11 protein-coding genes are annotated in these 13,534 nt (G+C 56.3%); 3 read left to right on the top strand and 8 right to left on the bottom strand.

Translation table 11 applies throughout. The features are described from left to right. Positions 1–6 precede the first annotated feature (6 nt). From AC0L30_RS03760 to AC0L30_RS03725, 8 genes are all read right to left on the bottom strand, one after another. Positions 7–687, bottom strand: coding sequence for a class I SAM-dependent methyltransferase (locus AC0L30_RS03760; protein ID WP_473403791.1), 681 nt, complete (start codon positions 685–687; stop codon positions 7–9). A gap of 64 nt (positions 688–751) precedes the next feature. Beyond that, a complete protein-coding gene (locus AC0L30_RS03755; RefSeq protein ID WP_473403790.1) occupies positions 752–3,166 on the bottom strand; it encodes a glycosyltransferase family protein in 2,415 nt (804 codons plus the stop codon). 228 nt (positions 3,167–3,394) lie between these two features. Then, a complete protein-coding gene (locus AC0L30_RS03750; RefSeq protein WP_473403789.1) occupies positions 3,395–4,534 on the bottom strand; it encodes a DegT/DnrJ/EryC1/StrS family aminotransferase in 1,140 nt (379 codons plus the stop codon). Next, a complete protein-coding gene (locus tag AC0L30_RS03745; protein WP_473403788.1) occupies positions 4,531–5,532 on the bottom strand; it encodes an NAD-dependent epimerase/dehydratase family protein in 1,002 nt (333 codons plus the stop codon). Before AC0L30_RS03745 ends, AC0L30_RS03750 begins: the two co-directional genes overlap by 4 nt. Then, positions 5,529–6,701 (bottom strand): DegT/DnrJ/EryC1/StrS family aminotransferase, encoded by a 1,173-nt coding sequence (locus AC0L30_RS03740; RefSeq protein WP_473403914.1) that lies wholly within the window; start codon positions 6,699–6,701, stop codon positions 5,529–5,531. The genes AC0L30_RS03745 and AC0L30_RS03740 overlap by 4 nt, the downstream gene beginning before the upstream one ends. An 82-nt stretch (positions 6,702–6,783) precedes the next feature. Beyond that, positions 6,784–7,293: an acyltransferase gene (locus tag AC0L30_RS03735; protein ID WP_473403787.1), complete on the bottom strand. Its 510-nt coding sequence runs from the start codon at positions 7,291–7,293 to the stop codon at positions 6,784–6,786. Between the two features lie 25 nt (positions 7,294–7,318). Then, the gene (locus AC0L30_RS03730) at positions 7,319–8,833 is read right to left on the bottom strand and encodes an oligosaccharide flippase family protein (protein ID WP_473403786.1); all 1,515 of its coding nucleotides are present in this window, start codon (positions 8,831–8,833) and stop codon (positions 7,319–7,321) included. 8 nt (positions 8,834–8,841) lie between these two features. Continuing rightward, on the bottom strand, positions 8,842–9,918 hold the full coding sequence (locus AC0L30_RS03725; protein WP_473403785.1) for a Gfo/Idh/MocA family protein: 1,077 nt from the start codon (positions 9,916–9,918) through the stop codon (positions 8,842–8,844). A gap of 636 nt (positions 9,919–10,554) precedes the next feature. Between AC0L30_RS03725 and AC0L30_RS03720 the strand changes: the two genes are divergently transcribed. The 3 genes from AC0L30_RS03720 to AC0L30_RS03710 are packed head-to-tail and all read left to right on the top strand — an operon-like array spanning position 10,555 to position 13,390. Further along, positions 10,555–11,415, top strand: coding sequence for a glycosyltransferase (locus AC0L30_RS03720; protein ID WP_473403784.1), 861 nt, complete (start codon positions 10,555–10,557; stop codon positions 11,413–11,415). A gap of 47 nt (positions 11,416–11,462) precedes the next feature. Continuing rightward, the gene (locus tag AC0L30_RS03715; protein ID WP_473403783.1) at positions 11,463–12,668 is read left to right on the top strand and encodes a glycosyltransferase family 4 protein; all 1,206 of its coding nucleotides are present in this window, start codon (positions 11,463–11,465) and stop codon (positions 12,666–12,668) included. Continuing rightward, on the top strand, positions 12,665–13,390 hold the full coding sequence (locus AC0L30_RS03710; RefSeq protein WP_473403782.1) for a polysaccharide deacetylase family protein: 726 nt from the start codon (positions 12,665–12,667) through the stop codon (positions 13,388–13,390). The genes AC0L30_RS03715 and AC0L30_RS03710 overlap by 4 nt, the downstream gene beginning before the upstream one ends. The last annotated feature ends 144 nt before the right edge of the window (positions 13,391–13,534 follow it).

Genomic DNA, 13,534 nt, shown 5'->3' with positions numbered 1-13,534 from the left:
TATGAGCTAGCCCGCTTTTGCGCCCTCGTCAGTCGCGACTTGCCATCGGATTGCTTGCTGTACCAAATGGCGATCGCTCAATTGGCCCAGCATAATGTATTGTCGTGCCAGATAGTGGCGTAACAAGCCGAGGCTGAAGAAATTGAAGATCTTTGCTCTTCGCTCCATTCCGGAGATAAGGGCATCTGTGACTTTCAGGCCTGCATCGCTTAGAAGCTTGATCGCCGTATCTTCTACGAAGAATTTGAGATGAGTACGATCCAGAATGCCCGCTTCCTGATAATCGAAACGGCGTTGCAGCAGAAGAGGCAATGAAACGCTGAAGTGAGCTATATTCGGAACCGAAATGATAACGCGGCCTCCGGGATTCAGTGTCTTTGCCAGCCTTTGAAGGGTCGCGCTTGGATCAGGTAGATGTTCGAGAACATCGAGCAGGAGGATGAGGTCGTACTTCTTGAGCTGTGCGATGATTTCGTCCACGGAACCGACAATCGCCCGGTCAACGTTCCGTTCCAATTCGTCCAACAAGCCTGGATTGATCTCGACCCCAGTCGTTTTCGCGTTTGGGTAATAGCCCTTTAGCCATCTTAGCGTGGCGCCGGCGCCGGCTCCTACTTCCAATATGCTGCTACATTGCTTCGGCAAGAGCGGGTGAATTTCGCGTCGCACCCAGTGGAAATAGTCCATTTTTCGTTGACTCCAGAATGCTCACTACGCTTTTGGTCACGATAGAGAATCGGTCAGAAGACTTTCAGGAAAGTGTCTTCACCGGCCTATCGAGAGAAGGCGCTCTTGTTCTGCCATTGTCTCCATTGCGCTCCTCGAACACGGCATACCCGTTCCGGAGAGCTGGATTTTCGTTGGTCACGCGATGCCGTCCTTCGCTCTTCAGGCGTCTGTAGATATCATGAATGCGAACATTACTGACGTCATCGAGCAGGACGTACTTTGCCTCTCGTAACAATTCATACAGCGCTTCGTAGAAGCCGTCCTCCTGAACATGAGCAGAGCCATTAAGCAACAATAGGTCAAAGCTTATGACATTGTTGTCGTCCTTTATCCTCCTTATCGAGTTCCGGAACTGCTCTCCCATGTCGCCAAGATCAAGGTGGAGGGGCCCATACCATTTTACACAATCTTCGTCCGGCTCCGACGCGCCAACAATAGGACCTCCACTGCCTCCGTCTATTTTCAAGCACACCAGGTGGGATGTTTCTTCCCGTGCCCTGAACCCGGCTATGAGCGCTTGGGTCCCGCGCCAGCGCCGGTCCGCGCCTACGACCAAGGCCGCACCTATTTTCTCTCCGCGAGCAAGATCACGGATCAGTCCATAAAACTCGTCATTTCTGCTGCTCGAGAGATGATGGGGCATGAAGTATCCGTACCTTGCCTCGGCACCATAGAGGCCACGCTTGACCAACTGCTTGAGACCCGTCCGCATCTTGTAGGTGCGAAGCCGCCACTCAAAGTACCTTGTCTTCCCTTGAGGCGGTAAGATCCAGGAAGCATTGGAAAGTCCACCGGCGTTCACCTGCCGAATCGCGACATTGCAATTGCTCAGATCTGCCAATGCGGCACTGCCGCGGTTCAAATGGTTCCTTATCTGCTCCGCCAGATCATTTCGATTACATGCGGTAAGCATGTCGCACAGGCACGAGAACCACGCCTGGTCATTGCGTTGTGGCAGTTGGTGAATGCTCCGTCGGTGTTCTCGCCGGTCGCCAATGTCTGCAGGAAGCGCGATCTTTCGACCAGAGAGAACCGCCACTGAACGCCGAGCTCGATTCAATTCCTCATGGTCGAGCCAGGGAAATTGGTTGGCACATCTGACCGCTTTGGCGATGTCGTTCGAGCAGAGTGTTGCAATAATGAAGTACGCCCATTCAACGGGATCAGGATCTGCTGCTCTGTACTCGGAAAGAGTGAATTGGATTGGCTCGGAGATCCAAGAGAGCGCTCTCCTCGCATTGCCCTTGTGCAAGTCGCAAAGCGCAAGTCGTAACTTCGGTTCCGGCATCCACGGAATATATTGTGCACACTTCAAATAGAGGCGTTCTGCGCCTTCGTAGTTGCGCTGCGCGAGCAATCGGTCGCCCTGCTGCAAAAGACGTAGGTGTAAACCTCCGGGTACAATTCCTGCAACGTTGCTGGTGGGCGAAGCATCAACAAGCCGGAGCGGCTCGAACGGGCCGGGCTGAATGATCCTCTGGTGCGGTCGAGCTGCCTTGTTGAGCTCATACCATTGGAGGATCTGGTTGCGTTGCTTTATCGTGTGCGAGCTGTGAACTAAGTCGAACCCTGCTTGAACAATCGCTTCGAGTGCAACCTGGTTGTTGAACAGAAAGGATAGCTTATCCAACACGTCGTGCTCGTCGGCAAACACGCAATTGACCATGTCGATGAAGCCAGCGGCCTGGAGGGCTGGAGACGGCTCTGTGACCAAGCATGATTTGCAGGCGGGAGTCTCAAAATGCTTTCGGACGACTTCCTTTGCCAGTGTCCCGCAAGACGGTACGAACACGGACGCGTTCAACATTCGCGCATACGGTTCGCCAACCCTTATTTGTTGCTGCTCCCTCTGAGGTGCATAGCCAGGATGATTGCAAATCAAGGAAGAATAATTCTTGGAGATTAGGCGCATCATCCGCTGTCGCCAGGGATACAGAGCCGTGTTGTTGCCGGCGAAGAGCACTGGGATGCTCTTCCAGAGGCTATAGTCATGATAGAGGTCAGGATCGACGGAATTGGGCCAAATAAATAGGGAATCCGAAATGGCTGGCGTATTCTCGGCCGCCGCTGTTGCTATGGCGAAATACGTGGTGATTCCCAGATGCTCCATGTCGGACAAGAATCCTGCGCGGCCGCAGCAGAAGGCATCTGAATTGAGGAGGCCAAGTTTCGGAATGTGCGCGTTGGTGTGCGCGTTCCTTACCTTCGGGCGACGGCAAGAAGGAAACGGAACTCCGCCTTCGAAAAGCGTCAAATCCGGCTGGTGAACATCGCAGATGTGCGCATAGTCACAATCGTGATCTACAACTACGACATTGAAGAACTCTGAGAGACATTTGACGTGTTCTCTTTTGTGCGCCAGAAGAAAGGCAGGCAGCTCGTCGTCATATTTGTATTGAAAGAAGACTAGCTTAGGCTTTGGATCAAAGGTAGCCATCTGGTCCTCAGTTTTACTAGATTGCCGTATCGCAGTCCGGCGCGTTAACCTTCGGGCAGATCGTCGCGGACCCAATGTAGCGAGTGCGACGGCACGTGAGGGTGAGTGCGATGATCGGGATGCGTCCGTCGACGTATAGCCGCTGTTGCATAGATGTGCTGCCAGAATAGCCAGGATTGAGCAAAGTGCGATCGCAGCGCTCGGACGAATTCGTGGAGTGAGCAGCGGTTACCGGCATATTACCCTGGTGAGAGCGTTGGCAACGTAGCGCAGATCGTCTTCAGTCATTTGCGCGTAGATTGGAAGCAGGATCGAACGATCCTGCGCGAGTTCGGATTGGCGCAGTTGATGGCGGTGGGTTTCAGCGGCATAAGGCGCTTCCCGGTGCGCGCACATGATTCCACGTCGGGTCGCTATGCCCTGGTCGAGAAGTGTCTGCATCACCCCTTTTTGATCCAATCTATCGGGCAGGCGCACACAGTAGCTCTGCCAGTTGGATCTGGCCCACGCAGGCTCTGCTGGCAATCGCAGTCCCTCCAGGTTTCTGAGTAGCTCGGCGTATCCGAGCGCGACAGCGCGGCGCCGCGCGACCAATTCCGGAAGGCGCTCCAACTGCTTGCGGCCGATGGCGGCCTGTATATCGGTCATTCGGTAATTGTAACCCATGACGAGATAGTCTTCGAAAAGGACCCGCGGTGAGCCATGTCGCACCGTGTCCGGAATGCTCATACCGTGCTGCCGGAGCAGCCGGAACTTGCGGTCAATTTCCGGATCGGCGGTGGTCAACATCCCACCCTCGCCAGTTGTGATCACCTTGCGTGGGTGAAACGAGAAGCAGGCGATACGTCCATGCGGCTTACCTATCCGTTCCCATTCACCGCCTATTGAGATCTCACTGCCGGCCGCACAGGCTGCATCCTCGATGAGGGCAATCCCCCTGCGGTTGGCGATCGCCGTAAGCGCAGCCAAGTCGCAAGGAAGTCCCATTTGATGAACGGCGATAATCGCGCGCGTGCGAGGGGTTATTGCGTCCATCACCTGGGCGGAGTCGATATTGTAGGTCTCTGGATCGATATCCACGAAGACAGGGGTCGCGCCTTGGTATCGTATCGAGTTCGCCGTTGCGATGAACGAATGGCTCGCAGTGATAACCTCGTCGCCAGGGCCGATATCGAGTGCCGCCAGAGCGAGCTGCAGGGCCGTGGTGCAGTTTGAAACAGCGCATGCGAAGGGAGCGCCGACGAGAGCAGCGAATTCCTGCTCGAAGGCAGTCACCTGCGGACCTTGCGACACCCAGCCCGACAGGACGGCTGCGCGCGCCGCCTCTGCCTCTTCATGGGCCAGCAGCGGCAATGCGATTGGAATCACGACACAGCCGCCTGTCGCTGATTGCCAGCCGCGAGCTCGCGCTCGGCGCGCCACCACTTGACGAGCTCTTGCAGGCCCAGATCAAGCCCGGTGTTGGCCCGAAAACCCAGCAGGCGTTCGGCTTTTCCGGTTGAGGCCAGCCGGCGCGGCACGGGATTGATGGAACGCTCCGGCGCGAACTCCGGGAGCATTCCTTGCCGTCCCATCACCGATGCGAGCGCCGTCGCGAGTTGCACCAGGCTGGTTTCAGTGCCGGTACCTACGTTGAATACCTCGTCCGTCACGTTTGCCCTTGCTGCCAGAATATTGGCGCGTGCGACGTCCCGGACGTGGACAAAATCCATAGTCTGTAGGCCGTCGCCGAAAATGACCGGGGGGAGCCCGGACTCCAAGCGCTCCATCCAGCGGATCAGAACTTCGGTGTATCGCCCGTGGATATCCATGCGGCTGCCATAGACGTTGAAATATCGGAATGCCACATAGTCGAGACCGTACATGTCATTATACGCGCGCAGTAAGCCTTCGTTGAACGCCTTCGCGGCCCCATAGAAGGTCCTGTTGTTGTAGCAGTTCTGTCGCTCGCTCGTCGGAAAATCCTCCGCCATGCCGTAAACGGAAGCCGAGGACGCCGCGACGATCTTCTCGATGTCGTGCTTGATACACAGCTCCAGGAGATCGTAGGTGGCGTCCACCATTACCTCCTTGGCGAGGCGCGGCTCGGCCGCACAATGAGTGATGCGGAGTGCGGCCTGGTGAAAGACGATATCGGCAGCCTTGATCAAGGCCTCCATCAGCTTGCGATCGCGTATGTCGCCGTGAACCAGCCTCACCGGCCCCCGCCCGAGCGCACGCCGGAGATTTTCCGGCCGGCCTCTGACCATGTTGTCGAGGGCAACGATCTCGATGCAGCCCTCATCGCAGAGCAGATCAATGATGTGGGAGCCGATGAAACCTGCGCCGCCGGTGACCAGAACGCGTTTTCCCTTGAGATCAATCAAGACGCTCTCCTGTTGTGGGACCTTGTCACGAGACTCTCTGGATGCTCTGCTCGGTCGCTTACTTCGCTGGGCCGCAGTGCCGCGTTCCTGAGTGTGGAGGCAACCTCGACCACCTGTTCCGGCAGCAACTCTGGATAAATGGGAAGAGAGAGGAAATCGTTCGCCAGCATCTCGGTGACGGGAAGATCACCGGCACGATAACCGAGTTCTGCATAGGCCGTCTGCAGATGCACCGGAACGGGATAGTGGATCCCGGCGCCGATGCCGGCTTCACGCAATAGCGTCAGCGCTTCGTCGCGCCACGGCAATCTGACCGCATAGACGTGATACACGTGACGGGCGTACGGGGGCGGCTGGGGACGCGGGCATGGAAGATCAGACAGCAGTGCATTGTATCGCTCAGCGAGCGAACGACGAGCTTCCGTCCAGCGCTCAATGTAGTTCAGCTTGACGTTCAGTATCGCGCTCTGAATTTCGTCCATGCGATAGTTGTATCCGGGAATGACGTGATTGTATTTCGTCTCCTGTCCCCAATCCCTCAGCAGTGACACGCGGCGTGCCAATTCAGGCCGATCGGTTACGACGGCCCCGCCCTCGCCAAAGGCTCCAAGATTCTTGCCGGGGTAAAAGCTGAAGCATCCCAGATCGCCAATCGAGCCCGCGCGACGTCCGCGGTATTCCGCGCCATGCGCCTGCGCGGCGTCCTCGATGACGACCAGACCGTGACGACGCGCGATCTCCATAATGGGGTCCATGTCGGCCATCTGCCCGTGGAGATGAACCGGCAGGATCGCCTTCGTTCGCGGTGTTATCGCAGCCTCGATCGAACCGGGATGCATCGTCCATGTTACCGGGTCAACGTCGACAAACACCGGCCTGGCTCCGCTGTAGAGAATCGCTGCGGTTGTCGCGACGAAAGTCATGGACACCGTGATGACTTCGTCACCGGTTCCGACGCCCGCCGCCAGCAAGGCAAGGTGGAGCGCCGACGTTCCGCTGTTCACCGCGCAGCAATGGGCAGTCTTGCAATAATCCGCAAAGCGTTCCTCGAAGGCTGTGACCTCGGGTCCGAGCACAAAGTGCCCGCTACTGATGACCCTCGCGACTGCAGCGTCGATTTCTGGTCGGATTTGGACGTATTGGGCTTTCAGATCGAGAAATGGTATCAAGTTAATACCTTTCGATTTTGACATGGCAATTAATTAATATTAAAGCAATATTGAATTTAAATCAACTATTAAAGGTTGGTGTTTAATCGCTGTGGGGCAACGTGATACTGCTCACGGTTCGGGCCTTTGACCAAGATAGAATTCGAGCGGGCACTCCGGCCACGATCTCTCCTGGCGGAACATCCTTTGTCACCACCGCCCCGGCGCCGACCGTTGCTCCTGCACCGACAGTTACGCCACACAAGATCGTTGCGTTGGATCCGATGGATGCTCCCTTGCCGACATGCGTGCGTTGCAATATCCAGTCGGAGGATGCCTGGGTTCGGCCCTCTGCCGTAGTGGCCCTGGGATACTTGTCATTGGTGAACATGACGCCATGGCCGATAAAGACTTCGTCGTCGATGGTCACGCCCTCGCAGATGAAAGTGTGGGATGATATTTTGCAGCGCGCACCGATCGTTGCCCCAGTTTGGATCTCGACGAAAGCCCCGATCCCGGTCTCGTCGCCGACAGAGCAGCCATAGAGGTTGATTAGCTCCGGATGGAAGATCCTGACTTGCCTGCCGAGCTTTACGTCTTTTGCGACGGGCATCTCATCTCCAATATTGTCTAGGGCCTTATAGGGCCGAACGCGACGGTCGAAGTCTTGGTGCAGCACGCGCGAGGCCGACTGCCGCCTGGTGGACCTGATGCAACAGCGGGTGTCCGGTCAATATCAGCCCAAGGCTCCAGCAAAGAGCCGCAGCACACATCCCCAACACCAGGCCGGCAAGGGATGTCAGCATTCCGGCTTCCGTCAGAACGGCACAGCTGGCTACGCCGAACGTAGTTGCGGCGGTGACAAGGCCGCTCCTTGTCAACGCGCGAAGAACATCCATTGGCCTGAAGTGTAGATGCCGCCCGATAAAGTAGATCGCGACCGCAGCCTGAAACGGCAGCGTCAAGAGTGCGGATGAAGCGACAGCCTGTACACCGAAGAAAGATGCTCCCAAAATCACAAGAAGCGAAGGCGGTAGTGAGATGAGGGAGGAGATCAATGCATCCCGCACGCTTCCGACGGCTATGAGTATGGGATAGCTCAGGCATGCTGCAAAAAATGTCAGGTTTGCGACGCACAGGAGGCGCACTAGAGGTACGACCTCTAACCATGTCTCGCCCAGCCAAATTGCGATAATTGGCCGCGCCATGATCGCGACGAATATCAAGAATGGCCAATGCACGGCGGAAAGAAGCTCAATAGAGTCAAGGTAAACAGCCTTGAGATCTTCACCTGCCCGGCGTCTCGCGACAATCTCCGGCATGATCACGGGGGTCAACACCTGCGTCACGAGTTTGTCGAAGACCTGTGTCAAATTAATCGCGCGGCTATACAGACCGACGGATGCGAAGTCGAGAATTCGTGCAAGGAACAGCTGGGGGGCGAGGTTGTAGAAGACGTTGATTACGCTGACCCCGCTGGAATAAAAGCCGAAGCCGACGACCTCGCGATATTCGACAAGCGAGGGACGCAGTTGCCCAAAGTCACGATGACCAGCGAGCAGCGTCAAGGTCAGAATCACGTTTCCTGCAAAGGCTCCCCAGATCGGGGCCATGTAGCTGAATCCTGCCATCGCAAGTCCGATCGAGACCAGGGCAACCGCTGCTCCGGCGGCGAAGTTGCAAACGGCTAGCGTGCCGAATTTCATGTCTCGACGCAGCAAGGCAGAAATTATCCCAGAAATAGGTACGAGCAGAAAGTTCAGTGCTGATACTTCGAGGCCCTTCTTGAGATTGGCTTCGGCGAAAAGATCTGAGAGCGCACCCGCAAGATTAAATAGGAGAAGGGCAATCGCTGCCGAGATCCCGAGTGTGATCGTGAAGGCTGAGCGAACGTTTTCTGCAGACAGTTCGCGCTTTTGAATGAGATAGCTTCCTCCCCCGAACTCTTGGAAGGATGCTCCAATGACTGTCGTGACGGCGCCGACGACCGCATATACCCCAAATTCCGCCGGCGACAGCAGGCGAGACAGAACCGCGGTGGCGACAAAGAACAGCGCGACGCTGCCATAGCGATCGGCCGCAGAAAACAGGATGGAGCGTTGTACTGAATTCATCGCGGATCGTCGCTGTGGGTCGAGTGGAATGCCGTCCATCTAACGGGTCAGGCCGTCGCTCTCGTCTGTTCCCGGATCCAGCGCTGCTCCCGTTTCAGAAGGATCGGCTTTCCGTGCTCGGCGATCGAGCGCGATGCAGCCTCCAGGACCTCGATCACCCGCAGTCCAGACATGCCGCACGAAATCGGCACCGCGCCGCTATGCACACAATCGACAAAGTGGTCGACTTCGATCTGAAGCGCTTCATTGGGAGAGACGTGAGGCGCCCACATATCGCCAGCTCGATATCCGATCCGCAGTTGATGGGCATTGTCGGAGGGGCCGTCGACGGTGATACCCTTATCATACACTTTGATCTTTTCGGTCGGTTCAAGATCGTCATAGACGATCATCTTCTTGCTGCCTCCGATGAACGTCTGGCGGACCTTGATCGGCGAGAGCCAGTTGACGCTCACGTGGGCCACGCATGCGCTATCGAAAAACAAAGTGATGTGGGCCATGTTTTCGGGAGAGCCGACCACATGGCATGACCCAGTAGCTGAAACCGCGACGGGCTCTTCATCCAAGATATAGTGGATGATCGAAAGGTCGTGCACGGCCAAGTCCCAGATCACGTTAACGTCGCTTTGGAACAGGCCGAGGCTCGAGCGGATGCTGTCGTAGTAATAGACGTTGCCAAGCTCCTGCTTGAGCAAGAGCTCGCGGATCTTCTGCACGGCGGGTGTGTAGAGAAAGGTATGATCGACCATCAGCGTTAGACCGCGCTCGGCCGCCTCATCGATCAGACGCCGGGCCTGATCCGAACTTTGTGCAAACGGCTTTTCCACCAGCACGTGCTTGCCGGCCTTGAGGGCCGACAGGGCAAGTTCATAGTGAGTATGAACCGGCGTTGCGATGGCAATTGCATCAACGGCTGGGTTCCTCAGAAGATCGTGATAAGAGGAGGTCGTTATTATGCTTGGATACAGGCGCTTGCTAGCCTCAAGCTTCTTCGAGTCGAGGTCACTGAGGCCGACCAGGTGCACCTTGGGATGAGACGCAAAATTGCGGACGAGGTTTGGTCCCCAGTAGCCATATCCAATAACGCCGACGCCGACGGATCCATTTGACATCTCGAGTACCATTTCTCTCTATGTATGTTGGCAGCGTCTCATCTGAGTTCAGGTGAAATCAGACCTAGAATTCGATGAGAAGGCGAATGGGGAGGGGGTGCTTGTCGCGTTCCGGACGGGACGCGCCCGCCGCGGGGTTGCTCGCCACGTGACCAAGTCGCTCTGAGGAGCGATGATTGACTATGCCTTGTGAAAGAGCATTCAAAATCGTGCAAAGTGGGTATATTCATCAGGCGCTCACCCGTCTCTCTCAAAAATCGACGCGCTGAAAGTATATCGTAGCAAACTGGAAAGTCATATTTAATTCTGTTATTCTGCCTAATAATAAAATATTTCGGAACGGGGCTATTCGCGTGCGAAATGTGCTTCGGACTGGTAACATTTGACCGTTGGCTCTCACTGAATCTCAGTTTTCGCAGCAGTCATCGCGTCGGCGGGTTCGTGCGCGTGTTCGGAAGCTGTTCTCCATTGCGCGGTTGATATTAATATGCAGAGCAGTCTGATTTATCGTTGATTTAAACGTGCGGCTGATTTAAATGCTCGTAGGTTGGCGGCATGTGCTCTCTTGGATGTTACGGACTGAGCGAAAAGCAGCCAAGAGGCTTGCTCCTGCTGCCTCACATCTGATCCATTCCGACCAGGCCAGCAATGATCTCGATCATCGTCCCAGCTCACAACGAGAGTTCTGTAATTGCTCGGCTGTTGGGCCAATGGGTCAGCAATCTGGCCTCTGACCAAATCGGCGTGGTCGTTGTTTGTAACGGGTGCACGGACGACACCGCGAACGTCGCTCGCCGCTTCGGTTCAACTGTCCAGGTTGTCGAAACCGATACCGCAAGAAAAACACACGCCCTTAACGTCGGCGATCAGGTCTCGGGCGCATTTCCGCGGATGTACGCCGATGCCGATATTGTTATTACCCTCGATGCCATTCAAGCTCTCGCACGGCGCCTGGAGAAGGGTGACGTTTTGGCGGTAGCGCCAACGGCTAATATCGATCTGACGGACTGTTCCTGGCTCGTCCGCGAGTACTACGGGATTCGATCGCGGCTGCCTTCCTCGCGCGAAGGGATCGGTGGTTCCGGCGTCTACTTCTTATCTGAGGCGGGGCGCAGGAGGTTCGGGCAGTTTCCAGACGTCATTGCTGATGACATCTATGTTCGCCTTCAATTTAAAGCGGAGGAACGCGAGACGCTCTCTCACGTCAAATCGACGGTATTTCCCGCGCGCACAATCCCGCAGCTTATCGCTGTCAGAAGTCGCACCTACGCCGGGGTACTTGAAATCACCCGTCGCTTCCCCGAGCTCTCGGTGAACAGAAGCGAAACCAACGATCGAACGCTCATTCGACTATTCAGGGAACTACGCCTGTGGCCGGGATTGTTGATCTATTGCTATGTCAATATTCGTGCTCGATTCCGAGCGGTAAGGTTTTCTCGTGTCCAAGCGGCCGAGTGGCAACGAGATGACACTTCACGTCGAACGTTGTCCGCTGGTTCGCACTCATGAGCTCTGTGGATAAATCGGTCAGAATAATGAAAGACCCTGGAGGGCCTTTGTACGGCCATCCGTTTGCTGCATCTATAGGGAATAAAATGATTCAGAGCCACATCTCCGGTAGCCGGGCAGGGCGGCGAATTGCATTCGCCACAATCGGCGATGCGCGCGATGTCAGATTCTGGTCCGGCACCCCGTTTCACATGTCGAAATCGCTGTCGAGCGAAGGTCATGAGGTGGTCCATATCGGTCCCCTGAGCGCACCAATTTTCCCTCTCTACAAGGCGTATTCAAGAGTTTGCCGTACCGTTTTTCGGCAAGGATTCTCTCCGTTCCATGCGGGGCGTGTGGTTGCACAGTACGCAGCTGACTCGCAGCGGAAAATCCGCGCGGCCTCGCCCGATGTCGTCTTCGCACCCGCTGGCTCCAGCTTCGCATGGGGTGTACCCAAAGGCGTTCCCCTCGTCTATGCGTCCGACGCGACTTTTCGGCTCGTTGAGAACTATCATCCAAACTATCGAAACTTGTCGCGCGCTGCTCGAGCCATCGCTGAACGCCTGGAACGCAACACGATTGCGCGTGCCGATCTGATACTCTACCCGTCGGAATGGGCAGCCGAATCCGCCATTAGAGATTACGGCGCCGACCGCGCGCGGGTGCATGTCATTCCCTGGGGCGCCAACCTCAAAGAGACACCCGACCGTGACTCTGTGCTTGGATATCGTACGCCTGGTCCGTGCCGGCTCCTTTTCATCGGTGCCAATTGGGAAGAGAAAGGCGCGGACGTCGCGATCGGGACTCTCGCTGAACTAAAGGGCAGGGGCGTAGAGGCGGAGCTCGTAATCTGCGGATGCACTCCGCCAAAGCCTGTCACCCAGGATGGCCTCACGATCATCCCTTACCTCGATAAGAATGATCGTGATCAGCGCAACCGGCTGGATCAGCTCTATCGCGACGCCGATTTGTTTCTGCTGCCGACCCGGGCAGACTGCTACGGTATCGTGTTCTGTGAAGCGGCGGCCCATGGCGTGCCCAGCATTGCCCCGGCCACTGGTGGCGTCTCCTGCGCTATCCGCGACGGCGAGACTGGCATCTTGTTGCCGCCAAATGCCACGAAGACGGACTATGCGACGATCATCCTCGAGATTTTTGCGAACCCCGACCGGCTCGCCCGCCTACGACGATCGAGCCGGGACGCCTTCGATGCGCGTTTGAACTGGCAGACCTGGGGCCGGCGAGTCTCAGATCTGATACAAACTCTATGATCGTCTTGAATTATCACGAGCTGGTGGAAGCCTCGCCTCCGAATGCGTGGTGTCTGACTCGCGAATCATTCAATGCGCATCTTGCACTTTACGAGGACAGGCTGGTCTCCCCTCGGAGTTTTCTGCAGCGGTGCACCGATCCGAAAGCCAGCGGCACCGGCGCGGTCCTCCTCACTTTCGACGATGGATTTCTTTCGGACTACACGCTTGCGTATGCACGTTACCTGAAGTCCGGCCGGATTCCCGGCTTCATGTCCTTTATTCCGGTGGATTTTGTGGGGGCACCGGGACGGATGAGCTGGGATATGATTCAGGAGCTTGGCAGGAGTGGTGTCACGATCGGCTCACACGGCATGGGCCACGTCGATCTGACTATCATTCCGGACGTGGAACTCGAGCGCGAGCTTAAGGTTTCGAAGTCAATGCTGGAGGATCGCCTCGGGCAAGAAGTCACTCTTTTCGCTTTCCCATACGGGCGATTTTCTCGGCGAGTTTGGGACGCGGCTTTGAGAGCTGGCTATACGCATCTCTTCACAATCCAGCTTGGGAATCATCGCGGATTCGAACCTTTTCTCTATTCCCGCCTGTGCCTGACGAACAACATGGATGCGGAGTATATGCGCAGGCACTTGCTTGATCCGACTGCTATGCGCAGCCTTGCCTGGAGGGTCAGCACAAAGCTAGGACTCTATCGCCAATTGATGCGCTGGCGTTATCGATAGCGTATCACTACCACTCGCTTGACGAGCGTTCTTGGTGCCGGCACGACAATCGACTGAACTGCTTCGTACCGTGCAACCCCATCACCAAGGGGTCTGCCGCAGCATGTACCGGTGGCGCAGATCGAATGCTCGAAAGGTCCTTTG

The sequence above is a fragment of the Bradyrhizobium sp. MI1.11 genome (genome assembly GCF_055811255.1).
Note: the sequence above shows the minus strand (reverse complement) of the source record. Positions and strands in the feature narration are given on the sequence as shown.